Here is a 22,333-nt window from a genome sequence, read left to right on the forward strand (position 1 = left end):
ATGAAAGAATATATTTCCTCTTTTCTAGAAGAAAAAGAATTAGCGGAAAACTCTCGATTGGCCTATCTCTACGATTTGCAGCAGTTTGCAGAGGTCTGTCAAGAGAATATTTCCCAAGCGAAATTAGCCATCTATCAAGCCTCATTGCAGGAATTTAAACCTACTGTTCAGAGGCGCAAATTATCTGCTGTCAATCAATTTTTGTTTTTCTTGTACGAGAAAAATTACCTGGATCGATTTTATAAGTTAAAGGCTAGTTCGGTGGCTAAGATTAGTCAATCAAAGCAGCCCAAGAAAGCTGAGGACACGGCCAGTCTTTGGCATGAAACAGTCTATCCCAAAGGACAATTGATTGCCTTACTGATACTGACACTGGGCTTAATTCCTAGTGAAATAGCCCTGATTCGTCAAGAAAATCTTGATTTATCGTTTCAAATTTTGACCTTGGAGAATGAAAAGGGCAAGCGGATTATGAACCTGCCTAAGGAATTGATTCCATATCTGGAAAATCAATTAGTCGGGACCTATCTTTTTGATAAAAAAGGGCAAAGCTATTCGCGCCAATGGTTTTTCAACCGCCTGTCTGAGTTTGTGACCTCCATCGGACACAAGACATGGACAGCCCAATACCTGCGGGATCAATACATCCTTGCTCAATTAGAACTTGGCCTATCAGTGGATGACTTGGCTAAACAACTTGGATTGAGTTCACAGATGGGTTTAGAAAAATATAGATAATGGATATAAAATTAAAAGATTTTGAGGGGCCCTTAGATTTACTCCTGCATCTGGTTTCAAAATACCAGATGGACATTTATGAGGTTCCTATTACGGAAGTCATTGAGCAATACTTGACTTATGTGGCGACACTTCAAGCCATGCGTTTGGAAGTAGCAGGCGAATACATGCTCATGGCTAGCCAACTTATGCTCATAAAGAGCCGTAGGTTACTTCCGAAAGTAGCAGAAGAAATGGATCAAGAAGAAGATCCCGAACAGATTCTTTTGGATCAACTGGAAGAATACCGTAAGTTCAAGATTCTTAGTGAAAAATTGGGAGAACAGCACAATGAACGGGCAAATTATTTCTCCAAGCCTAAGCTGGAATTGGTGTATGATGATGTCACTTTAGTACAAGATAAGTCGGCGATTGATCTTTTTCTGGCCTTTTCAAAGGTCATGGCTGAGAAACAAGCTGAATTCCGTCAATCTCATACAACCATCGCTCGAGATGAGTATAAGATTGAAGATCTCATGGACTTTGTTCGCAGCCGTTTCAAGCAGACCAAGCGTTTAACCTTAGGAAGCATTTTCAAAGAAAGTCGAGATCTCAATGAGCTTATTACGATTTTCCTAGCTACCTTAGAGTTGGTCAAGGTTCATGAAATGAGCATGGAACAAGAAGAAAACTTTGGAGAAATATATTTGGTAAGGAGAGAAAATGAGTCACTTAGCTGAGTTAGAAGTCCTCTTATTTGTAGCAGGCGAGGATGGCTTGACAACAAGGGAAATGGCAGAAATTTTACAACTACAACCCTCGGCCCTTCTTCAACAATTGGAAAAATTAGTAGAAAAGTACCAGTCTGATAAGGATTCAGGCTTAGACTTGGTGGAAACCTCCAATCGCTACAAATTGGTCACCAAAAAAGACTATGCTGATCTTTTGCGGACCTATTCTAAAACTCCCATCAATCAATCCATGAGCCGGGCCTTACTAGAAACCCTCTCGATTGTAGCTTATAAGCAACCCATCACTCGTATCGAGATTGATGATATCCGTGGGGTCAACTCCAGTGGAGCCATCAGTAAGTTGCAAGCTTTTGATTTGATTCGGGAAAATGGAAAAAAAGAAGTGATTGGTCGTCCGAATTTATATATTACGACGGATTATTTTCTAGATTATATGGGGATCAATGATTTATCCGAACTACCAGAAGTCTCTGAATTCGATTTAGTAGATCAAGAGTCGGAATTATTTGTAGAAAAAGAGCAAGCATAGTATAATACTTGCAAAGACACGGTTGTGAAATCGAGAAAGGATAGGAATAGGGCACAAGCTCGCTTTCCTAAAAAATAAAATGAGAATTAACAAATACATGGCCCACGCGGGTGTTGCTAGTCGACGCAAGGCCGAGGAACTGATTAAACAAGGGTTGGTGACGATTAATGGGGAAACCGTTCGTGAATTGGCAACCATAGTCAAATCAGGTGATAAAGTTGAAGTGGAAGGCCAGCCTATTTATAATGAGGAAAAAGTTTATTATCTCCTCAATAAACCTCGTGGAGTCATTTCAAGTGTTTCAGACGACAAGGGCAGAAGGACTGTTGTCGATTTGTTGCCACAAGTTAAGGAGCGTATCTATCCTGTTGGTCGTTTGGACTGGGATACATCTGGTATTCTACTGTTAACCAATGATGGAGACTTCTCAGATGAGATGGTTCACCCTAGAAATGAAATTGACAAGGTGTATATTGCCCGCGTCAAAGGAATCGCCAATAAGGAAGTCTTACGTCCACTAACTCGTGGTCTAGTCATCGCTGGCAAGAAAACCAAGCCGGCTGTTTATGAGATTATCAAGGTCGATCCAGTGAAAAATCGTTCAGTGGTTCAATTGACCATCCATGAAGGCCGTAATCACCAGGTTAAGAAGATTAGCTTTGAAATGACTAGTCAAGGTTAGAAAAATACCATTCTGCGGACAAGTTCACTCTCCATTCTTTTTAAAAATATACGAAATTATGAGAAAAAGGCAACAAGGGGAATGGTTCTGGATAGATTTTCCTTGCATTTGGATCCGAATTCCTGTATAATAGTTTTTTGTGAGAACACCTCACTTCCCACAGGCAAGGTCCTGGGGGCATTAGACCAAAAGGAGGAAAAATCAATGGCTAAATACGAAATTCTTTATATTATTCGTCCAAACATTGAAGAAGAAGCTAAAAACGCTTTGGTAGCACGCTTTGACTCTATCTTGACTGACAACGGTGCAACTGTTGTTGAATCAAAATCATGGGAAAAACGTCGTCTTGCTTACGAAATCAAAGATTTCCGCGAAGGACTTTACCATATCGTTAACGTTGAAGCAACAGATGATGTCGCTCTTAATGAGTTTGACCGTTTGTCAAAAATCAACGCTGACATTCTTCGTCACATGATTGTAAAAATCGACGCGTAAGAAGGTAAAATATGATTAACAATGTAGTACTTGTCGGTCGTATGACCCGTGATGCAGAACTTCGTTACACACCAAGTAACCAAGCAGTTGCGACCTTTTCACTCGCTGTAAATCGCAACTTTAAAAATCAGGCTGGTGAACGTGAAGCAGATTTCATTAACTGTGTTATTTGGCGTCAACAAGCTGAAAATTTGGCTAACTGGGCTAAAAAAGGTGCACTTGTTGGAATTACAGGTCGTATTCAGACTCGTAATTATGAAAATCAACAAGGTCAACGCATTTATGTAACAGAAGTAATCGCTGAAAACTTCCAAATTTTGGAAAGTCGTACTGCACGTGAAGGTCAATCTGGTGGTTATACTGGTGGAGGACAACAATCAGCTGGAAACGGCTATGGTTCAAGTTCTGCAACATCAACACCCAACTTCGCTCGTGAAGAAAGTCCATTTGGTGGCAATCCAATGGATATTTCAGATGACGATCTACCATTCTAAGAATGGACTGAATTAAAATATAAAGAGGAGAATATACATGGCTCAACAACGTCGTGGCGGATTCAAACGCCGTAAAAAAGTTGACTTTATCGCAGCTAATAAGATTGAATATGTTGATTACAAAGATACTGAACTTCTTAGCCGTTTCATCTCAGAACGTGGAAAAATTTTACCACGTCGTGTAACTGGAACTTCAGCTAAAAACCAACGTAAAGTAACAACAGCAATCAAACGTGCTCGCGTAATGGCTTTGCTACCATTCGTAACTGAAGATTAAAAAAAACGCTCCGGGGGAGCGTTTCAGACTGAAGACAAAGTCCTCGGAATTAGGTTTCTAAGGGCTTTTCTTTGTGAATAGGAGTATAATTACAGTATCTAGTATGAGGAGGTTTGGCTATGCTTCATAAGGAAAAACCAGATTACAACCGCAATCAATATGGTTTCTATACACTGATGACCTTGTTCCAATTGATCATTTCCTTCGTCAAGTTGATGAGGTGATTGATTTTAACTTCATTTATGAGTTGGTAGAGGACACCTACTCAACCGATAATGGTCGTCCGAGTTTAGATCCTGTCATGCTGGTTAAAATCCCTCTTATTCAGTGCCTCTATGGTATTCGGTCCATGCGTCAAACTATCAAGGAAATCGAAGTCAATATGGCTTATCGTTGGTTTCTCGGTCTTACTCTCGATGACAGGGTCCCCCACTTCACTACTTATGGGAAGAATTACAGTCGAAGATTCCAAGAAAAAGAGCTCATCTCTGAGATTTTCTCTCGAATTCTCAATCAAGCCTTAAGAGCTGGTTTGATTGACCCTTCTGAAATTTTCGTGGATGGAACTCATATCAAAGCTGCGGCGAATAATCACAAGTACACCAAGCAATTAGTGGAACAACAAGCCAAGTTTATGAGTGACCAACTGGAACTTGAGATTGATTTAGATAGGAAAAAACAGGCAAAAAAGTCGCTAAAGCCCGCAGAAAGCGAGGCTAAGGAAAAGAAAATTTCAACCACAGACCCAGAGAGCGGTTGGTTTCATAAGGGCGAACATAAGGAAGTATTTGCCTATTCTGCTCAGGTAGCTTGTGATAAGCACGGTTGGGCACTGGCTTATACAGTTGAGGCAGGCAATATTCATGATAGCCAAGCTTTCCCTACTCTATTTTCTAAAATTGAACCCTTTCAACCACACTACCTGATTGCGGATGCCGGCTATAAAACACCAAGTATTGCCAAGTTTCTTCTAGACCAAAATATTACTCCTGTTTTTCCATACACTAGACCTAGAGGAAAGAAAGGGAAACTACGACCAAAAGATTTTATCTACGATGAGTATTTCGACTGTTACCTTTGTCCAGAAAATCAAGAACTAACCTATCGAACAACAACCCGTGAGGGCTATCGTGAATACAAGAGTGATCCTAAAATTTGTGCACAATGTCCTTTACTATCTGTCTGTACAGAAAGCAGAAACCATCAGAAGGTTGTGACGCGTCATATATGGAAAGAGGCCCTTGAGATTTGTGAAGATATCCGACATCAAAAAGGAATGAAGGAGCTTTATCAGAAGCGTAAGGAAACGATTGAACGGCTCTTTGGAACAGCCAAAGAGTACCATAATTTGCGCTATACAAGAGAAAGAGGAAAGTCAAAAATGGAAGACAAGGTTGGACTGACTTTGGCATGTCTCAATATCAAAAAACTGGTGAAAATGATGGCTGGGAAGCCTTTTTATTTTGTCCAAATCTGCCGATTTACACCATATTTCGGCAATATACAAAAAAAGACAAACCTCAAAAATGAAGTTTGTCTACAATCTGAAACGCTCCGGGGGAGCGTTTTTTCTTGCCTCCTGAAAACTAGAAAGAGGCAACAGTCCAGTGGACTGTTTTTTCATGAGCTCAGAAATAAGAAAGCGAGTTAAGACCCTGACGGGTCTTTTTAGCTTGGTTCCTAAAACTGGAAAGAGTCAAGGATCCGGTGGACCATTTTTTCTTGTCTCCTGAAAATTAGAAAGAGGTAATAGTCTACCTAGACTGTTGCCTTAGTTTGGAAATAGGAATGTAAAAACAGAGTGGATGTCCGGTATGTTTTGTCTTTTTATCGCACAGGCTGCATTGCATTGCGAATATTGTATTTTTTCTTGAGTAAATATCGAACACCAAAAGCCAGAGCAGCAATCAAGAGGTAGGCAATTGGCGAAAGGACTGGATTGACACTGGTCGGAATCATATTAGCAATAAAGAAGATGACAGACCAGGCAATAGTTGCTAAAAGGAGCATAAGGACAGCTTTCCAGATTTTTGGACGTTTTGTTCCGTCTCCCATATGTCGGTAAACAAAGTGATACATAAAATAGATACCTGCCCCAACACCGAAACCAACAATGATAAAGGTTAAAATCCCGTATTGAGCCCCTTGAGTAAAGAGGTTCATGGCACCATTGACAAATCCTAGGAGAGCAATGATGAGCAGACTAGAATCAACCCACATAAGCCAGGGATTGTCATTTTCAGGGAGGTTGTCACCATCGCTTGTGTCTGGGGTTTGACTAGCTGCCCACTCAGTTGGAGGGCCGTAAAGGCTACGAGCTGTTAGTCCAATTTTTTGACCATCCAAGATACTTGGAAGGATTTCTTCTAAAAGTACCTTAATTTCTTCATCGCTTTTGCCATCTTTAATAAGCTGGTTAGTCGCGATATGGACGAATTCTTGATTTTTCTTTGTTAGATTTTCAAGTTGCATGTTTCATAATCTCCTAGATTTAATATCTAAAATTAATTTACTAGAACCACTTCTTATAGATAAAGTAAATAATAAATGGAATAATTAATAAGAAAGCAATAATTAAAATATAGAGGAATGCAAAAGGGTTATCACTCAGAGGAATAGACGATCCTAATACATTCATACCATACGCAGAGAAGACCATTGTTGGAATCTCTAAGAGGATGGTAAAAAGAGCCAGAGCTTTCATAATCACATTCTGATTATTGGCGATGATGGAAGCGAAGGCATCTGACATTCCGGTCAAAATATTTCCGTAAATATCAGCCATTTCAAGTGCCTGTTGTGTATCGATCAATGTATCTTCTAAGAGATCCTCATCTTCCTCGTATTTTTTTAGAATACGGGAAGAAGAGATTAGTTTCTTAACGATTCGTTCAATTGTTTTTAATGAGGCTTGGAAGTATACGATGGTTTTCCCTAACTCCATTAGCTCAATTAATTCTTCATTTCGAGTAGATTCATGAAGGCGTTTTTCCACAATTTCACTCTGCTTTTCAATCTGTCTCAAGGCCGTTAGGTACATTCCTGCATTTCTGTAGAGAATTTGGAAAACAAAACGGGATTTCATGAAAGTGAAGAAGTTACGCTGTCTCTGATTGGTAAATACCTCTAAAAGAGGTAATTCTTGCAAACTAATTGTGATAATAGCGTTATCAGTTAGAAGAATACCTAGTGGAATAGTAATATAATAGGTTTTATTATTTCTTTCTTCTAGGATGGGAACGTCTACGATGATAACAGTATAATTATCTTCGACAGAAATCCGAGAAGTTTCTTCGGCATCTAGGGAAGCTCTTAAATCGGCAATGTCAATATCGTATTGATCAGCGACCTCCATAGATTCACTCTGGGAAGGGTTGACCAAATTAATCCAGACACCTGGTTCATATGTATGGATTTCTTCTAAATTTGTTAGCTTAGAAAGAAAAATCTGTTTCATGCCACACCCTCCTTAGCTTAATCTTCTTATTTTAAACGTACCTCTTATTATACCAAAAAGGACTCTAAAGGAAAAGTTTTTTTTCAAGTGAACCATTCCCCTTGTTGCCTTTTTCTCATAATTTCGTATATTTTTAAAAAGAATGGAGAGCGAACTTGTCCGCAGAATGGTATTTTTCTAACCTTGACTAGTCATTTCAAAGCTAATCTTGAAAAAAGGGCGCACTTGGCCCTTGTAAGTGGAGGGATTTTTTAAACAACCCAACTCGCCAGATGCTCTTGGTTTCCAGTCTTCAACTTTGCCAGGGCAAAGCCAATCATGACAAGAAAACTCGTACTGATAGCTAACCTCATCTTCTTCAGGCCTCGAATGGTATGATTCTCAAAACGAAAATCCCTATCCAATCTGCCATTGACCCGCTCCACAGAAGTTCTCTTCTTGTACTGTCGCTTAAATTTCTGACTAGCTCGTCCAACTTTGTTAAAAATAATGGGTTCAAAACTCCTTTTCAAGCGAAAAATCCGACCATCTTGGTATTGTGGGTGAAAGCCATAACGCAGACTATCACAGGATTTATCATAACCTTTATACAATAACTCTATTTCTTCACATTGATCATCTACCCAGAAGACTTGACCTGACTGGTTATAGACAATATCAGTATCTAAATATTGTCGTGTTTCCTCCTCTTTCCATCGATGAGGTGCATCAATAATAGGGAGAATATCCGCATCCTCTAAGAGGTGTTGAAGCGGTTCACCGCTGTAACCGCGATCTGCCATCAGATACTGAGCTCTGTCTAAAACCTTCTCACTTAGGTGACTAATCATCTTCTTAGCGACAGTCTGTTCCCCCTTTGAAGCAGGTGTCACTTCCCAGGCAATCGGGAGTTCGTAATGGGCATCCACGATGAGATGACAGCGAAATCCATAGTAATTTTCTTTTTTCACGTACCCATTTTTACCATGTCTTTCTTTACAAGTGAAATCGGCATCCAGATCAGATCGCTTATCTTTTTTCTTTTTCTGACCATAAGGAGTCGCATAACTTTCAATTAGTTTCCCATCTAAAGCCAGTTCCTTACCGAAATCAGGAAGGAGCTCATAGAGGCCTGAAACTCCTGACTGAACCCAGTACTCAACATCGGGACAGAGTTCTACCAAATCTTGAATAAAACGTGAAAAGGCCGATTTGGAGGGAGCGTGAACCAGTTTCCTTGTTCCGTTCTTTAATTTGACACCGTGCGTTTCAAATCCACATATTTGTCGAAGCTGACTATTCATATTCAGATGCCGAATCAATTGTTGGTCGGTTTCCAGCTGTAAAATAAATTTAGACACGTAGGCGATGAAGTAAGATTGAACACTGTAATCTCGACGTCCATGACGACGTCTTTCTTCCAGACACTGGAAGAGGTTGGTTTCTGGCAAACCATCCAGAACAGTCAAAATTTTTTCTAAATCACCCATTTCATGGTCCTCAAAGAGGTTGAGTTGTGTTATAATTTTCATGTGAGACCTCGCTAATAGCTATAGTTTGCACTACTATTATAACGCTTTGACGTTGAATGATGGCTCACAAAGGGAAAAATCGCTACAGACCGTGGCGATTTTTCTTTTTAGGTGATCCTTAAACCTTGATAAATCTAAGTTCAAGAAAAAGGGGAATGATTCCAAGTATGATATAATTGTCTGTAATTGATGGGGTGTCCGAATGTTTTTAAAAAATGAGAGAATAAAAGACACTCTGAAAGGATTCGAACACAGCCTAAACGCTGTGTCAAAAAGATAAACTTCCTAGTGTTTCGAACACACTTCGTCAGTTTCCTATTTTGACGGTGCGTTTTACGGTTCGTGTATCATAGAAAGGAATTGAACACGGGCTAAGAACTGTACAAAAAAGACATGTAAAAGTTGGTTATTCTAATAATGGATTTTCTCACGTCGTAGTCGTCTGAGTTTTCTCGGTTTTATTTAACCATTGAAAACTCTAGTCGACCTGACGGGGGTGGGTCAACGAAATCAACGATTTCTGACTTAACGCCTATTTTTGTTTGGTTCTTCACGCCCTTAGTATCTTAGAAAGGATTCGAACACGCCCTAAATACTGTGCAAAAAAGATAAAATGGTTCTCACTATGGTGACATCACCATTCTCCTATTTTTGCTTTGTATTTTATGGGCTTGGTATCATTAATATGCAAGATAAGATTATTATTCATGGGGCTCGTGCCCATAATTTAAAAAATATTGATGTGACCATTCCGCGGGATAAGTTGGTGGTGGTAACGGGCTTGTCTGGGTCAGGCAAGTCTTCTTTGGCTTTTGATACCCTTTATGCGGAGGGGCAACGTCGGTATGTGGAGAGTTTGTCAGCCTATGCGCGTCAATTTTTGGGCAATATGGAAAAGCCTGATTTGGATTCGATTGAAGGGCTCAGTCCGGCGATTTCGATTGACCAGAAGACAACTTCGAAGAATCCGCGTTCGACTGTTGGGACTGCAACAGAAATCAATGACTACCTTCGTTTGCTCTATGCGCGTGTGGGTACACCTTACTGTATCAATGGGCACGGTGCGATTACAGCATCCTCGGTCGAGCAGATTGTCAATCAGGTTTTGGAGTTGCCAGAGCGGACTCGTATGCAGGTCTTGGCTCCCATTGTTCGTCGGAAAAAAGGACAGCATAAGACGATTTTTGATAAAGTGCAAAAAGACGGATATGTCCGTGTTCGTGTTGACGGAGAAATTTTTGAGGTTTCGGAAGTTCCTGAACTGGAAAAAAACAAGATGCACGATATCGAAATCGTTGTTGACCGTTTGATTAATAAGGAAGGCGTTCGTTCCAGACTTTTTGATTCGGTGGAAGCAGCCCTTCGTTTGGCAGATGGTTACGTGGTAATTGATACCATGGATGGCAATGAGTTGCTATTTTCTGAGCATTATTCTTGTCCTATTTGTGGCTTTACTGTGCCTGAACTCGAACCCCGTCTCTTTTCTTTTAATGCCCCATTTGGTTCCTGTGCAGACTGTGATGGCTTGGGGATAAAGTTGGAAGTAGACATGGATTTGGTGGTGCCAGATAGCAGTAAGACCTTGAGGGAAGGAGCTCTTGCCCCTTGGAATCCTATTTCATCTAACTATTATCCACAGATGTTGGAGCAGGCTATGAGCCAGTTCGGCATTGATATGGACAAGCCATTTGAAGACCTGACAGAAGATGAGAAACAATTGATTTTCTATGGCTCTGATGGCAAGGAATTCCATTTCCATTATGAGAATGAGTTTGGCGGTGTTCGGGATATTGATATTCCTTTTGAGGGAATTGTGACCAATATTCACCGCCGTTACAAAGAAACATCTAGCGATTATACGCGCAATGTCATGCAGACCTACATGAATGAGTTGACCTGTCATACTTGTCAAGGCTATCGTCTCAATGATCAGGCCCTTTCTGTGAAAGTGGGTGGTGAAAATGGTCTTCATATTGGTCAGGTTTCTGATTTGTCCATTGCAGACCATTTGGATGTTCTCAGCACATTAAGTTTGTCCACTAATGAAGACATGATTGCCAAACCTATTCTCAAGGAAATCGGGGATCGTCTTTCTTTCCTCAATAATGTGGGGCTTAATTACCTCACTCTTTCGCGGGCTGCTGGTACCCTATCAGGGGGAGAAAGTCAGCGGATTCGCCTAGCAACCCAGATTGGCTCCAACTTGTCAGGTGTTCTCTATATTCTAGATGAGCCTTCAATTGGGCTTCATCAGCGGGACAATGATCGTTTGATTGCTAGTCTCAAGAAGATGCGGGATTTGGGCAATACCTTAATTGTGGTAGAACACGATGAGGATACCATGCGGGAAGCCGATTACCTGATTGATATGGGACCTGGGGCGGGTCATTTTGGTGGTGAAGTCGTAGCTGCTGGAACGCCAGCTCAGGTGGCTAAGAATAAGAAGTCTATTACGGGTCAATACCTGTCTGGTAAACGTGAGATTCCTGTTCCACTCGAGCGCCGTGTGGGCACGGGTCGCTTTATCGAGGTGGTAGGTGCCAAGGAGCATAATCTTAAAGATTTGACGGTGCGTTTTCCTCTTGGGAAATTCATCGCTGTGACCGGTGTGTCTGGGTCTGGTAAGTCAACTTTGGTGAATTCTATCTTAAAGAAATCCATTGCTCAGAAGCTCAATCGCAATTCGGACAAGCCTGGTAAACATAAGGCCATTCATGGTATTGAGCATCTAGATCGCTTGATTGATATCGACCAAAGCCCGATTGGACGGACCCCGCGTTCCAATCCAGCCACTTATACAGGTGTCTTTGATGATATTCGGGATCTCTTTTCACAGACTAATGAAGCCAAGATTCGTGGTTATAAAAAAGGGCGATTCTCTTTCAATGTTAAGGGTGGTCGTTGTGAAGCGTGTAGTGGGGATGGGATTATCAAGATTGAGATGCACTTTTTACCGGACGTTTATGTACCTTGTGAAATCTGCCATGGTAGTCGCTATAATAGTGAGACTTTGGAAGTTCACTACAAGGAAAAAAATATCGCTCAAGTTTTGGATATGACCGTTAACGATGCAGTAGAGTTCTTCAAGCATATTCCGAAGATCCAGCGTAAACTGCAAACCATCAAGGATGTTGGTCTGGGTTATGTGACGCTTGGTCAACCTGCCACCACGCTTTCTGGGGGAGAGGCCCAGCGCATGAAGTTGGCTTCTGAGCTCCATAAGCGCTCAACGGGTAAGAGCATGTATATCCTGGATGAGCCGACGACAGGTCTTCACACGGAAGACATCGCTCAGCTCCTCACCGTCCTGTCTCGCTTTGCGGATGATGGCAATACAGTTCTAGTTATCGAACATAATCTAGATGTCATTAAGACTGCAGACCACATCATCGACCTTGGTCCAGAAGGAGGTGTCGGTGGTGGCACTATTGTTGCAACTGGTACACCGGAAGAAGTAGCAGTTAATCCAGCCAGCTACACTGGTCAATACCTGAAGAAAAAGTTGCATGTATAACTGAGAAAGTCTGATAAATCAGGCTTTTTCTTATTTGGAAAATTTGGTCCGTCTGGTATTTCTTGAACAATCATGCTACAATACTCTTGATATAAGGAACAAATAGTAAAAAGACCAATGGTTGTTATAGTGAAGTTTATCAGATCTTTGTTGTGGCAAAATACATTTTTATATATTGTCCAGATAAACTAAATGGAAAGAGCAGTATATTAGAGGGAAGTAATGAGCGAATTACTGTCAGATAACTATGTCTCAAACATTCGTAAAAAAATTGGGAATGACTTGTTGGTTCTGGTTGGATCGAATGTTATTCTTGAAAATGAACAACATCAAGTGTTGCTTCAAAAACGTCACTCGGGGACATGGGGGCTTCCTGGTGGATTATTAGAGGTCGGAGAAAGTCTTGAAGAGACAGCGATAAGAGAGGTTTTTGAGGAAACCGGTTTAGAAGTGAAAGAACTTCAATTAATTCATACCTTTTCTGGCAAAGAATATCACTTTATCTTGCCCAATGGCGATGAGATATATGTTATTACCTCTTTGTATAAAGCGTTGGATTTTTCTGGTGAACTGATGATTGACGGCAAGGAAACTTTAGAATTGAAATACTTTGATGATGCTTCCTTACCAGAAAATCTTGAAAAAGAGTACCGTGATTATCTGTCTTATTATAGGAAGTCAGCATGATTTGCAATACCGGGAGCACGGTTTGTTTGTAATTTTGTTCCTACTAGCTATCCACTCCTCAGGCTTTTCAGATATCTCTTTGATGATATTTGAAATAAAAGGAGGTCATATGATAAACTTAGAAATAAAACTGCTTTTCGGAAGAAGTAATAAAAAATAAACTCCAGGAGGAAATGATGAAAAACTTTTTACAAGAACGTCTGAGAAAATTTGAAACTGCTCTTGATGAAGCTGGTGTGGATGGGATTTTGGTGACCAATCTCACCAATATCTACTATCTAACTGGTTTTTCGGGGACAAATGCTACTCTTTTTATCAGTAAAAAACGTCGTGTTTTCGTGACAGATGCCAGATATACTTTGATTGCTAAGAGTGTGGTGACTGGTTTTGACTTGGTTGAGACACGGGACGCACTGACTGAAGTCGCTAAGCTGATTGCTAATGATCGATTGGAGACCATTGGTTTTGATAGTCAGGTCACCTACTCTTTCTACCAGCAGATGGCTACTGTGTTTGCGGATTTTGAACTCAAGTCTGTGACCAACTTTGTGGAAACGCTCCGCACCATCAAAGATGAAGTGGAAGTTGCGACGATTCGCCATGCTTGTTCTATCTCAGACAAGGCTTTCATGGATGTTCTGGATTTTATCAAACCAGGTCAAACGACAGAGATGCAAGTGGCTAATTTTCTGGATTTTCGCATGAGAGAATACGGGGCAACAGGTGTGTCTTTTGAAACCATTGCCGCATCAGGTTACCGTTCTGCTATGCCTCATGGGGTAGCCAGCGAAAAGGCCATCGAGACGGGCGAGAGTTTGACGATGGACTTTGGCTGTTACTATAACCATTACGTTTCTGATATGACGCGGACCATCCACATCGGCCAGGTGAATGACCAGGAAAGAGAGATATATGATGTGGTTCTCCGTGCCAATAAGGCTTTGATTGACAAGGCTCAGGCCGGACTTTCCTATGCGGATTTTGATGGTATTCCTCGTGCCGTGATTGAGGCAGCGGGTTATGGAGCTAACTTCACCCATGGTATTGGTCACGGTATCGGATTAGACATTCATGAAGAGCCTTTCTTTGGGCCGACAGCAAGTGGTGTACTCCAAGCCGGTATGATGGTGACGGATGAGCCAGGTATTTATCTGGACGGTCAATATGGAGTTCGGATTGAAGATGACCTGTTGATTACGGAAACAGGTTGTGAGATTTTGACTCTTGCACCTAAAGAGTTGATTGTTATTTGATAGGTCTAGGTCTGCTTTTTCAATCGAAAGAAAAGATTTGAGAAAGGGCGTTTTTTGTGGTAAAATAAAACGAATAAATAATTTTACGAGGTAAGATAAACAATGATTGAAGCAAGTAAACTAAGAGCTGGAATGACATTTGAAGCTGATGGAAAATTAATAAAAGTTTTGGATGCTAGCCATCATAAACCAGGTAAGGGAAATACGATTATGCGTATGAAATTACGTGACGTTCGTACCGGTTCAACATTTGATACCACTTACCGTCCAGATGAAAAATTCGAGCAAGCTATCATTGAAACTGTGCCAGCTCAATACCTTTACCAAATGGATGACATGGCTTTCTTCATGAACAATGAAACCTACGATCAATATGAAATTCCAGTTGCTAACATCAAGGAAGAGTTGCTCTATATCCTGGAAAACTCAGATGTGAAAATCCAATTCTTTGGTACGGAAGTGATTGGTGTGACTGTACCAACTACGGTTGAATTGACGGTTACCGAAACACAGCCTTCTATCAAGGGAGCAACAGTAACTGGTTCAGGCAAGCCAGCAACTCTTGAAACTGGTTTGGTTGTCAATGTTCCAGACTTTATCGAAGCGGGTCAAAAATTGGTCATCAACACAGCTGAAGGAACTTACGTATCACGCGCTTAAGCTATCCTAGAAAGGACAATCCTATGTCAGTAGAAAATCTTGGCGAAATCGTCATTGCACCACATGTTTTGGAAGTGATCACCGGTATTGCTTCTGCCAAGGTGGAAGGCGTTCATTCCCTACACAACAAACGTATTGCAGATGGGCTCTCGAAAAAAGCACTCAACCGTGGTGTTTACCTTGAATCAGATGAAGAAGGCAACTTGACGGCGGATATTTATGTTTATTTGGAATACGGCGTTAATGTACCAGCTGTTTCCATGGATATCCAACGTGCAGTAAAAACAGCTGTCTCAAATTATGCAGATATTGATGTGTCAGCTGTTAATATTCATGTGGTAGGCATTGTACCTATTGAAACACCAAAACCAGAATTGAAAGACTTGTTTGGAGAGGATTTCCTCGATGAAGAATAAGCTGCAGGACTCAAGGAAACACTTGCGTCAACGGGCTCTTCAAGCTATCGTTTCAATGGAATTTGGACAGGATCCGCTTCAAGCTGCTCAATTTTCCTATCTCTATGATCAGGAAGAGGCACAAGAAGTGGAACTCCCGCTCTTTCTCTTGCAATTGGTAACAGGTGTTGCCGAGCACAAGGAAGAATTGGATAAGGAGTTGGAAAGTCGTCTCAAATCTGGTTGGACCTTGGATCGTTTGACGACCATTGACAAAAGTATTTTAAGATTGGGTCTCTTTGAAATTCGTTATTTTGATGAGACGCCGGATAAGGTGGCTGTCAACGAGGCTATCGAATTGGCAAAAGAGTTCTCAGATCAAGCTTCCGTAAAATTTATCAACGGTGTGCTAACCCATTTTGTAACAGAGTAGACAGTAGATCCTCCTTCGGGAGGATTTTTTAGGCTCTTTGTCAACTGTAGTGGGTTGCTGAAAAGTCATAACCTGGAGAGGACCAACTTGGTTCTCTTCTTTTTGATGTTCAAAGCGATGAGAATTCTTAATTTAAAGTTGTCAAAGTTCCGGAAACCAAAGGCATTACGCTTAATGACTTTGATGAGGTTGTTAGTAGCGTCTAAAATGATGGTTTTGTCGCTTTTCATTATAGGTCATATGGGACTTTTTGTATACACTCAAAAAGGCTCCATAACCTCCATAGTGGTCTTACCCACTACAGAAATTATAGAGCCATTTTTTATCATCATTTTTGATTCTCCTTGACTATAATGTTGTGACAAAAGAGAAAGACAACACGAGAACTCTAGTGCTGTCTTTTCTTTATAATTCCAAGCGATAAAGAGCATAGCTTCTCCTTTTTTCTTGGAGTTCTGAGGCATAACTTTGGCTTACTTTTCCTTTGTGGATGAGGGCTCCGATAGACAAGGCTCTTCTTTTTTGGATAGTTTGATAAACAGGGAATCCGAGAGCATTTCCTAGACCGAGGTGGTCTGGAGCGACTCCTAAGTAGAGAAGTATGTAACGCTTGGCTCGGTAGCGAATCTTGAAAAAATGGCAAATATCCAGTGGTGACATTTTTTTGTCAGTCAAATTGCCATAGTCAGGCAGACAGATAAGAAATCCGACCAGTTCTTCTTGGTAGTAGGCTAATTTGACCATGGAAAAATCTAAGGCAATTTTGAGAGGAGAGAAGATATGAGCAAATTCTTTTCTTGTAATGGCTTGGTAACTAGGAAACTCTTTGTATAGCTGGCTCAAAAGTTGGAATACTTGGGGAGCATAGTGATCCCAATCTTTTCTCTTTGGTGAAAAAATCTTGTAGCCCTTATCTCTAAAAGAATTGTAGCGTTTGGCCATTTTCTCTTGCTGATGGTTCGCCTCTATCCGGCTATAGAAGTTGGAGATGTAAGCATCAGAGACTTGAAATCCAGCTTGCTCCCACAATCTCGGATAATAGGAGGGGTTGTGAGGTTCCCCTGAAAATATTTTTTCTTGGTAACCGGAGGTTTTCATGCGATACCCCAGCCAAAAACTAGCATTAATAGGACCCAGAAGGGCTTTTTTCCCATGTTTTTTAGCTAGGTCTTTCATTTTTTCAAAGAGAAGAAGGACCAGTTGTGGATGTTCATTGGATTCAAAATAGCCCAGATAGGCTTCGTCTATATGAGGATAGAAAATCAAGGCGCAACGGGCTTGATTTTCTATCCTCATATGCTACAAAGGCTTTAAAATCATAATAATGAGAAAGGACATGTTGACCTGCGATTTGTTGTCTTTCTTCTTCTATGTTTTGCATGATTTGGTTTTCGGGATAGAGATGAGTGGGTAAATCAAGAAAATCTGTTTCTTCTTTACTGCCGGGCTCTACTCTTTTAATATCAATCATCTGTCAACCTCCGAATCAATCCGCTTCTTCCATCCATTTCAATGTGTTGACCAGATTGAAGAATCTTAGTCACATTAGGGACATTCACAATGGATGGGATACCTAGTTCTCTAGAAATGATGGCTGTATGGGATAGGAGAGAACCTTGCTCTGCGATAACGCCCTTGGCTTGCATGAGAGCGTAGACCCAGCCGGGATCGGTCATCTTGGTGATGAGGATTTTACCTCTGACATCACTTAAATCTTGCAGACTATCAACAACCAAAACGCGACCTCGCACCAAACCTTTGGAGCAACCAATACCATGCAAGTCACCGGAAGAATTTTGCTTAAAATGCTGGGTTTGACTGGCCCTCTTTTCAACAATTTTTTCATTAAAAACCAATCTTCGAGCTAGGACAATTGCCTGATCGTCCACCAGCTTCTCTTTTCTAGTAGCGATGAGAGAACTAGGGTTTTCTAGATTTTCCAGGTTAAAGATTTCTTCCTTTGTCAAAAAGAATACATCCTCAACTTGGTCTATTATTTGTTTTTTGACCAAATCCTGACCGATATCTCTAAAAATCTGGCGAACCATGCCGTAGATGCGGGTGCGATTGAGTCGCGAAGATTCCCGGTAGGCAATGCCTATCAAAGCTTTTTTCTTCAAGTGTTGACAGAGTATATTCAATTTCCTTGAAGACTTCTTTTTCAAAAGTTTTTGTTATAATGTATATGAAGTTATGTGAGTTTATCGGCTTTTTTGTCGGTGAACTCTTTTTTTGTTTTACTATTTTCCGATATTTTCCGTTAGTTTTTGGGTTTTGGTCGGGGAAATAGTGGGGATGCTTTTAACGGATTCTGGTCAAGAACATGTCAGTGGTTGCTTCTGCAAGTTCATCCTCAACTTGGTTGTAGCGGTCAGTCATATAGATTTTTGTATGACCAAGAGCCTGACTAAGTTGCTCCATTGGAACACCAGCGATAATACTTTGAGTGGTGAAAAAATGTCTCATCATGTGTGGGGTGACATAGATGCCAATTGCTTCACTAACTAGACCAAATTGCTTATTCATCTGATTAGGATTTATGAGAAGCCCCTTCTCATTGATACTGAGATAGTCTTTTTTCTGTTCTTTGATAATACCGAGATTTCTCTTAATTCTATCAGCCTCATCTATCAGATAATCAATGTAGTCAGTTCCAACATCATCCAAGCAGACATAGCGCTCTGAGTCCTTGGTTTTCAAGCCGCCTTTTCCGTTCAGTGTCCTGTTGCTACGGCTATCTTTTAGTTTCAAAACAGCTCTGCCATGTTCGTTTTTTGTCACGTCCATTGGACGCAACCCAAAAACCTCACCACGTCTTAGACCAAAGATAGTCATATAGGTCAAGGCAAAGAATTTCTTTGGCATGATTTCATTGGCTTTATCCATCCATTCTTTGAACTGTTCAAGTGTGATTTTCTTGTTATTCGCTGGGATAGCACTTTCACCAATATAAATACCTTTTAGACGGTTACCAGCTAGATTACCATTTTTGACAGCGTCATTTAGAATGGCCATGAAACTAGAATTGATAGTATGGACTGTGTGTCTAGTATGCTTTTTCAGCTTATTAGCTATAAAGACCTCATAGCTATTCCTATCAAGGTTTTTAAGTTTGATGAATCCAAACTCATCCTTGATGTGATTCCTATACATACTATCATAGAGATAATAGGAAGATTCATGCCATCTTCCAGTTGAGAGCCGCTTGGCTGAAAAAATTTCCCAATACTGATCCACAGTAAGCTGGGTGTTGATGCCTAGTTCTTGCTCATTGATTTGACGCTCAATCTCAGTTAGAGCTGCACGGGCTTGAGGAATAGTTGAAAGTCCGCTCTTGGTTATTTCTTTCTTCTTTCCTTGGAAGAAAAAAGACCTTCTGACATAGTAGCGTTTACCTTTGGTAGTTTCATAGAAATAGATATTAGGGTACTTAGTTTTTGTATATTTCATTGCATTCTCCTTGGTTGTCGGCTTCTGGACAAGGTCTCAACTTCAGAGAATATTGACATCACCTCCTTTAATGGTGTAAAATAGGGTATAGAAAAGAGACCTACTGCAAAAGCAGGTTTTTCACTATACTTTGTTGCCTTACGCTCTCCTCTACCAAAAATTGAGCGTTGGGCTTTTTTATTACCTTGAAATATGATAACTTTGTAGAATGTTAAACATTTGTTGTAACGAAGCTAAATATTCGCGAGTTCCTGTCTTCAATATTTATTTCCTTTGAATTTCTACCGTATTTTTAAAAAAATCTACCGTATTTTTTACACTGCATCAAGCAGACTATAATATTCACTAATGACCATGACTTCATCAGTTATGGTTTTTCCGTAGGGATTTTTTTATTTTCTGAACCATATCGGAAAGGCGACACTTGCTAGAGCTACTAAAATTCCAATAGCCCAGTACATAAACTCTTTCTTGTTCTTAGCTTGCTCATCAAGTCGTTTGTTTTCCTGTGAGAGTAGTAGATTTTCTATTCGTCTCTCAAAACTATCAAACTTTAAGTTAATTTGTTGTTCGAGTTTGTCGAATTTTAGATCAACTTTATTAAATTCCAAATCAACCTTATCGAATCCGTGTTGTATATCAGAACTGATTTTATCAAACTTTAAGTCAATCTCTGATTTGCTGTAAGTATCTTGTGGCATATTAGTTTCCTCCTGATGCTTTTCTAAGTCTATTATACCATTGTTCTGTACGGGTGCAGATGCTTTATTGGTACGGAGGGGTATGACAGGCGATGGGATACTAGAGAAATTGTCATCATACTTATTGTTAATCATTTCACTACCTCATGACAAATCGAAAATATTGTTTGTGTTCATCGTATATTTTATCTTGAGAGGCATCTAATAGTTGGAAGCTTATCTGGTAGTTTTTGTCTTTTGTAATTGTGAAATTAAACGAAAAGTTGCCGGTCGCATTTCCAAATCCATCATTATCAATGCTAAAGAAATTTCCTTTTGGTAAATTAACTTTGGTGGCATGAACTAAAACATCTGCTTCCGATGTTTCTGTTTTTACCTTCACAAATACTAGATAATCCTTGTCAGGCTTTACATTAAATAGGCTGATTTCTGCCACGAGTGTTACTGTAGAAGGCACTAGATCAATGGTTCCTTCTACAGGCATTTCTTGCATACTATTCTGGTCAAATAGCCTTAATTTAGCTATCTTTTCTCTAAAATCAGTCTTCTCCAATACTGCTTGCATATTATATTCCTTTCTTAAAGTGCTAAATTATAGAATTCTTCAAAAACCCTAACTTCGTCAGTTGTGGTTTTTAATTTTCCACCGGCGTAAAATCAGTCTTCTCCAATACTGCTTGCATATTATATTCCTTTCTTAAAGTGCTAAATTATAGAATTCTTCAAAAACCCTAACTTCGTCAGTTGTGGTTTTTAATTTTCCACCGGCGTAAAATTACCGATAATTTCCCCGATAATACGGAAGTTGCTATCAGCGGTCGTTTACTAATTATTTTGTTTCTGCTATAATAGTCTCGCCCCTTTGGGATAGGAAGGGGGTGAAAGTTCATGCTTTATGCACTTTTAACCGTATTTGTTGCACCTATGCTTGTGGCTATCCTCACAGCATTGTTTGAGTATTGGCTCAACTCACGCAACAAATGACCTTAGGGCATGACTAGAGATAGTCAAGAGCCAAAAGAAAAACCCTCAACGTTGCGACCGTTGGGGGCTTTTTCGTGTTCATGCTGAACACACTTCTAACTGTTAAGACCATTATATCCTTAACTGCCCCAAATGTCAATTATTTCATAGCTCAATCGGCGTAAAATTACCGATGATTTCACCAATAATACGGAAGTCGCTATCAGCATCTATCTGTATATCATCATATTTGCTGTTTAAACTGTGTAGAAAGGCTCCCTCGTCGTTTATAAGCAACTGTTTGATATAAGCGTCACCGTAATATTCAAAGACCCCTATATCGCCGTCAGAGAGGTTTACAGACAGTTTAACGAACACATAATCACCAGAATGGAATTCAGGCTCCATAGAATCGCCGTAGATTGGTATCACGAAGTCAGCATCATAGTCGACTGGTAGTTCAATGGTTTCTACTTGTAGGTCATTTAGATACTGACCTGTACCAGCGGAAGCAGGTTGGTCGTAGTAGTTGTAAGTGGATAACTTAGGAAATGGAATGATGTTATCAGTTACTGTATTCTTACTATCTTCTACTGTATTTTGTTGTTCTAATTGTGTTTCAGCATAATCAAGGACGTTTAATTGTCTATTATGTTCGAGTTTAGAAGTAGTGTAGGTTACTTTCTGGAGAGTAGAAGGGATGAGTTCGACTTTTTGGGGGGAGGGGTAATCGAACAACTGTTGCGGTTTCACTTTCAGCGCTTTAGCATACTTTCGAATATCTATTTCGTCAAGCTGTCTATTTCCATTTTCATGATTAGAAATTGTATTCTGTTTAAAACCCGTCAATTTTGCTAACTCTTTTTGAGTCATTTTCTTAGATTTTCGAATTTCTTTGATGGAGTTTCCAAGGATATTCATAATATTTTTCCTTTCTCTACTATAAATATACCATCAAGTTATAAAAAAGTAAACAAAAAAATCTCAAAAAGAGATAAAAAACAGTTGACAAGTTATCTCGTTTTGAGATATACTATAATCAAGCTTAAGGAATTAAGCAAAACGAAAGGAGGTACAGCTGATGTTGTCAAGGCTAAACAAAAAGCCTAAACACAAAGAACTAGAAGTGGAAATCAAGATTCTTTGGTTTAAGCTCAAAATAAAATATCTGATTACATGGTAATCGGATATGAGGGCTTCTTAGCCCTCTCCCCTAACGGGGCAAGTTTAGTTTACCACATTGGCTGTATCTCCGCAAGAATGAAAGGAGAGTAGGTAGCATGCTTGAGATTACATTGTCAACAGATAGTTTAGATTCTGCTTTAGAAGCAATCGAAAAAATACAACAAGCCCACCTTAGTGG

Annotated in this window: 22 protein-coding genes and 3 pseudogenes; 14 read left to right on the forward strand and 11 right to left on the reverse strand. The window is 40.1% G+C overall.

Annotated elements, in window-relative coordinates; translation table 11 throughout:
* The 8 genes and pseudogenes from xerD to BN1356_RS03430 all read left to right on the forward strand — a co-directional run bounded on the left by xerD (position 1) and on the right by BN1356_RS03430 (position 5,597).
* Entirely contained in the window at positions 1-738 is a 738-nt protein-coding gene (xerD, locus tag BN1356_RS03395; protein ID WP_093650004.1) for a site-specific tyrosine recombinase XerD, read from the forward strand.
* A complete protein-coding gene (locus tag BN1356_RS03400) occupies positions 738-1,457 on the forward strand; it encodes a segregation/condensation protein A (protein ID WP_093650005.1) in 720 nt (239 codons plus the stop codon). Before xerD ends, BN1356_RS03400 begins: the two co-directional genes overlap by 1 nt.
* The gene (gene scpB / locus BN1356_RS03405) at positions 1,441-1,998 is read left to right on the forward strand and encodes an SMC-Scp complex subunit ScpB (protein WP_093650006.1); all 558 of its coding nucleotides are present in this window, start codon (positions 1,441-1,443) and stop codon (positions 1,996-1,998) included. Before BN1356_RS03400 ends, scpB begins: the two co-directional genes overlap by 17 nt.
* A gap of 79 nt (positions 1,999-2,077) precedes the next feature.
* Positions 2,078-2,653, forward strand: a pseudogene (locus BN1356_RS03410) (pseudouridine synthase); the annotation flags it as partial.
* Between the two features lie 231 nt (positions 2,654-2,884).
* Entirely contained in the window at positions 2,885-3,175 is a 291-nt protein-coding gene (gene rpsF / locus BN1356_RS03415) for a 30S ribosomal protein S6 (protein ID WP_093650007.1), read from the forward strand.
* Positions 3,176-3,186: 11 nt separating this feature from the next.
* Positions 3,187-3,669 (forward strand): single-stranded DNA-binding protein, encoded by a 483-nt coding sequence (locus tag BN1356_RS03420; RefSeq protein ID WP_093650008.1) that lies wholly within the window; start codon positions 3,187-3,189, stop codon positions 3,667-3,669.
* Positions 3,670-3,706: 37 nt separating this feature from the next.
* The gene (rpsR, locus tag BN1356_RS03425) at positions 3,707-3,946 is read left to right on the forward strand and encodes a 30S ribosomal protein S18 (RefSeq protein ID WP_093650009.1); all 240 of its coding nucleotides are present in this window, start codon (positions 3,707-3,709) and stop codon (positions 3,944-3,946) included.
* Between the two features lie 119 nt (positions 3,947-4,065).
* Positions 4,066-5,597 (forward strand): annotated as a pseudogene (locus BN1356_RS03430) (IS1182 family transposase).
* A gap of 176 nt (positions 5,598-5,773) precedes the next feature.
* Here the strand turns inward: BN1356_RS03430 and BN1356_RS03435 are convergent.
* The 3 genes from BN1356_RS03435 to BN1356_RS03445 all read right to left on the reverse strand — a co-directional run bounded on the left by BN1356_RS03435 (position 5,774) and on the right by BN1356_RS03445 (position 8,914).
* Positions 5,774-6,418 carry a DUF1129 domain-containing protein gene (locus tag BN1356_RS03435; protein ID WP_093650010.1) on the reverse strand — a complete coding sequence of 215 codons (645 nt, stop codon included), beginning with the start codon at positions 6,416-6,418 and terminating at the stop codon, positions 5,774-5,776.
* A gap of 40 nt (positions 6,419-6,458) precedes the next feature.
* Positions 6,459-7,403 carry a magnesium transporter CorA family protein gene (locus tag BN1356_RS03440; RefSeq protein WP_093650011.1) on the reverse strand — a complete coding sequence of 315 codons (945 nt, stop codon included), beginning with the start codon at positions 7,401-7,403 and terminating at the stop codon, positions 6,459-6,461.
* Positions 7,404-7,654: 251 nt separating this feature from the next.
* Positions 7,655-8,914: a transposase gene (locus BN1356_RS03445; protein WP_093650012.1), complete on the reverse strand. Its 1,260-nt coding sequence runs from the start codon at positions 8,912-8,914 to the stop codon at positions 7,655-7,657.
* Between the two features lie 685 nt (positions 8,915-9,599).
* On the opposite strand from BN1356_RS03445, the gene uvrA reads away from it, so the two are divergent.
* The 6 genes from uvrA to nusB all read left to right on the forward strand — a co-directional run bounded on the left by uvrA (position 9,600) and on the right by nusB (position 15,856).
* Positions 9,600-12,428 (forward strand): excinuclease ABC subunit UvrA, encoded by a 2,829-nt coding sequence (gene uvrA, locus BN1356_RS03450; RefSeq protein ID WP_093650050.1) that lies wholly within the window; start codon positions 9,600-9,602, stop codon positions 12,426-12,428.
* A gap of 222 nt (positions 12,429-12,650) precedes the next feature.
* A complete protein-coding gene (locus tag BN1356_RS03455) occupies positions 12,651-13,115 on the forward strand; it encodes an NUDIX hydrolase (RefSeq protein WP_093650013.1) in 465 nt (154 codons plus the stop codon).
* Between the two features lie 176 nt (positions 13,116-13,291).
* Positions 13,292-14,368 (forward strand): M24 family metallopeptidase, encoded by a 1,077-nt coding sequence (locus BN1356_RS03460; protein WP_093650014.1) that lies wholly within the window; start codon positions 13,292-13,294, stop codon positions 14,366-14,368.
* 102 nt (positions 14,369-14,470) lie between these two features.
* On the forward strand, positions 14,471-15,028 hold the full coding sequence (gene efp, locus BN1356_RS03465; RefSeq protein ID WP_093650015.1) for an elongation factor P: 558 nt from the start codon (positions 14,471-14,473) through the stop codon (positions 15,026-15,028).
* Between the two features lie 23 nt (positions 15,029-15,051).
* The gene (locus BN1356_RS03470) at positions 15,052-15,444 is read left to right on the forward strand and encodes an Asp23/Gls24 family envelope stress response protein (RefSeq protein ID WP_093650016.1); all 393 of its coding nucleotides are present in this window, start codon (positions 15,052-15,054) and stop codon (positions 15,442-15,444) included.
* On the forward strand, positions 15,434-15,856 hold the full coding sequence (gene nusB, locus BN1356_RS03475; RefSeq protein ID WP_093650017.1) for a transcription antitermination factor NusB: 423 nt from the start codon (positions 15,434-15,436) through the stop codon (positions 15,854-15,856). The genes BN1356_RS03470 and nusB overlap by 11 nt, the downstream gene beginning before the upstream one ends.
* Before the next feature lie 65 nt (positions 15,857-15,921).
* On the opposite strand, the pseudogene BN1356_RS03480 reads toward nusB, so the two are convergent.
* The 8 genes and pseudogenes from BN1356_RS03480 to BN1356_RS03515 form a co-directional block, all read right to left on the reverse strand.
* A pseudogene (locus BN1356_RS03480) lies at positions 15,922-16,062 on the reverse strand (transposase); the annotation flags it as partial.
* 199 nt (positions 16,063-16,261) lie between these two features.
* The gene (locus tag BN1356_RS03485) at positions 16,262-17,152 is read right to left on the reverse strand and encodes a hypothetical protein (RefSeq protein ID WP_176694208.1); all 891 of its coding nucleotides are present in this window, start codon (positions 17,150-17,152) and stop codon (positions 16,262-16,264) included.
* Positions 17,076-17,327 carry a hypothetical protein gene (locus BN1356_RS03490; RefSeq protein ID WP_093650019.1) on the reverse strand — a complete coding sequence of 84 codons (252 nt, stop codon included), beginning with the start codon at positions 17,325-17,327 and terminating at the stop codon, positions 17,076-17,078. The genes BN1356_RS03485 and BN1356_RS03490 overlap by 77 nt, the downstream gene beginning before the upstream one ends.
* Positions 17,320-17,976: a PEP-utilizing enzyme gene (locus BN1356_RS03495; RefSeq protein ID WP_093650020.1), complete on the reverse strand. Its 657-nt coding sequence runs from the start codon at positions 17,974-17,976 to the stop codon at positions 17,320-17,322. Before BN1356_RS03495 ends, BN1356_RS03490 begins: the two co-directional genes overlap by 8 nt.
* Positions 17,977-18,157: 181 nt before the next feature.
* The gene (locus tag BN1356_RS03500) at positions 18,158-19,306 is read right to left on the reverse strand and encodes a tyrosine-type recombinase/integrase (RefSeq protein ID WP_093650021.1); all 1,149 of its coding nucleotides are present in this window, start codon (positions 19,304-19,306) and stop codon (positions 18,158-18,160) included.
* 392 nt (positions 19,307-19,698) lie between these two features.
* On the reverse strand, positions 19,699-20,142 hold the full coding sequence (locus BN1356_RS03505; RefSeq protein ID WP_245620284.1) for a hypothetical protein: 444 nt from the start codon (positions 20,140-20,142) through the stop codon (positions 19,699-19,701).
* Between the two features lie 4 nt (positions 20,143-20,146).
* Positions 20,147-20,572, reverse strand: a complete 426-nt coding sequence (locus BN1356_RS03510; RefSeq protein ID WP_093650022.1) for a hypothetical protein — start codon at positions 20,570-20,572, stop codon at positions 20,147-20,149.
* A 563-nt stretch (positions 20,573-21,135) separates the two neighbouring features.
* Entirely contained in the window at positions 21,136-21,891 is a 756-nt protein-coding gene (locus BN1356_RS03515) for a LexA family transcriptional regulator (RefSeq protein ID WP_093650023.1), read from the reverse strand.
* Positions 21,892-22,333: the final 442 nt, after the last annotated feature.

The sequence above is a fragment of the Streptococcus varani genome (genome assembly GCF_001375655.1).
In the GTDB taxonomy this organism is placed as follows: Bacteria; Bacillota; Bacilli; order Lactobacillales; family Streptococcaceae; genus Streptococcus; species Streptococcus varani.

Bases quoted from the DNA above. Each gene is read 5' to 3' on its own strand.
- xerD (WP_093650004.1), top strand. From the start codon at position 1: ATGAAAGAATATATTTCCTCTTTTCTAGAAGAAAAAGAATTAGCGGAA.
- BN1356_RS03400 (WP_093650005.1), top strand. From the start codon at position 738: ATGGATATAAAATTAAAAGATTTTGAGGGGCCCTTAGATTTACTCCTG.
- scpB (WP_093650006.1), top strand. From the start codon at position 1,441: ATGAGTCACTTAGCTGAGTTAGAAGTCCTCTTATTTGTAGCAGGCGAG.
- rpsF (WP_093650007.1), top strand. From the start codon at position 2,885: ATGGCTAAATACGAAATTCTTTATATTATTCGTCCAAACATTGAAGAA.
- BN1356_RS03420 (WP_093650008.1), top strand. From the start codon at position 3,187: ATGATTAACAATGTAGTACTTGTCGGTCGTATGACCCGTGATGCAGAA.
- rpsR (WP_093650009.1), top strand. From the start codon at position 3,707: ATGGCTCAACAACGTCGTGGCGGATTCAAACGCCGTAAAAAAGTTGAC.
- BN1356_RS03435 (WP_093650010.1), bottom strand. From the start codon at position 6,418: ATGCAACTTGAAAATCTAACAAAGAAAAATCAAGAATTCGTCCATATC.
- BN1356_RS03440 (WP_093650011.1), bottom strand. From the start codon at position 7,403: ATGAAACAGATTTTTCTTTCTAAGCTAACAAATTTAGAAGAAATCCAT.
- BN1356_RS03445 (WP_093650012.1), bottom strand. From the start codon at position 8,914: ATGAAAATTATAACACAACTCAACCTCTTTGAGGACCATGAAATGGGT.
- uvrA (WP_093650050.1), top strand. From the start codon at position 9,600: ATGCAAGATAAGATTATTATTCATGGGGCTCGTGCCCATAATTTAAAA.
- BN1356_RS03455 (WP_093650013.1), top strand. From the start codon at position 12,651: ATGAGCGAATTACTGTCAGATAACTATGTCTCAAACATTCGTAAAAAA.
- BN1356_RS03460 (WP_093650014.1), top strand. From the start codon at position 13,292: ATGAAAAACTTTTTACAAGAACGTCTGAGAAAATTTGAAACTGCTCTT.
- efp (WP_093650015.1), top strand. From the start codon at position 14,471: ATGATTGAAGCAAGTAAACTAAGAGCTGGAATGACATTTGAAGCTGAT.
- BN1356_RS03470 (WP_093650016.1), top strand. From the start codon at position 15,052: ATGTCAGTAGAAAATCTTGGCGAAATCGTCATTGCACCACATGTTTTG.
- nusB (WP_093650017.1), top strand. From the start codon at position 15,434: ATGAAGAATAAGCTGCAGGACTCAAGGAAACACTTGCGTCAACGGGCT.
- BN1356_RS03485 (WP_176694208.1), bottom strand. From the start codon at position 17,152: ATGAGGATAGAAAATCAAGCCCGTTGCGCCTTGATTTTCTATCCTCAT.
- BN1356_RS03490 (WP_093650019.1), bottom strand. From the start codon at position 17,327: ATGATTGATATTAAAAGAGTAGAGCCCGGCAGTAAAGAAGAAACAGAT.
- BN1356_RS03500 (WP_093650021.1), bottom strand. From the start codon at position 19,306: ATGAAATATACAAAAACTAAGTACCCTAATATCTATTTCTATGAAACT.
- BN1356_RS03505 (WP_245620284.1), bottom strand. From the start codon at position 20,142: ATGATTAACAATAAGTATGATGACAATTTCTCTAGTATCCCATCGCCT.
- BN1356_RS03510 (WP_093650022.1), bottom strand. From the start codon at position 20,572: ATGCAAGCAGTATTGGAGAAGACTGATTTTAGAGAAAAGATAGCTAAA.
- BN1356_RS03515 (WP_093650023.1), bottom strand. From the start codon at position 21,891: ATGAATATCCTTGGAAACTCCATCAAAGAAATTCGAAAATCTAAGAAA.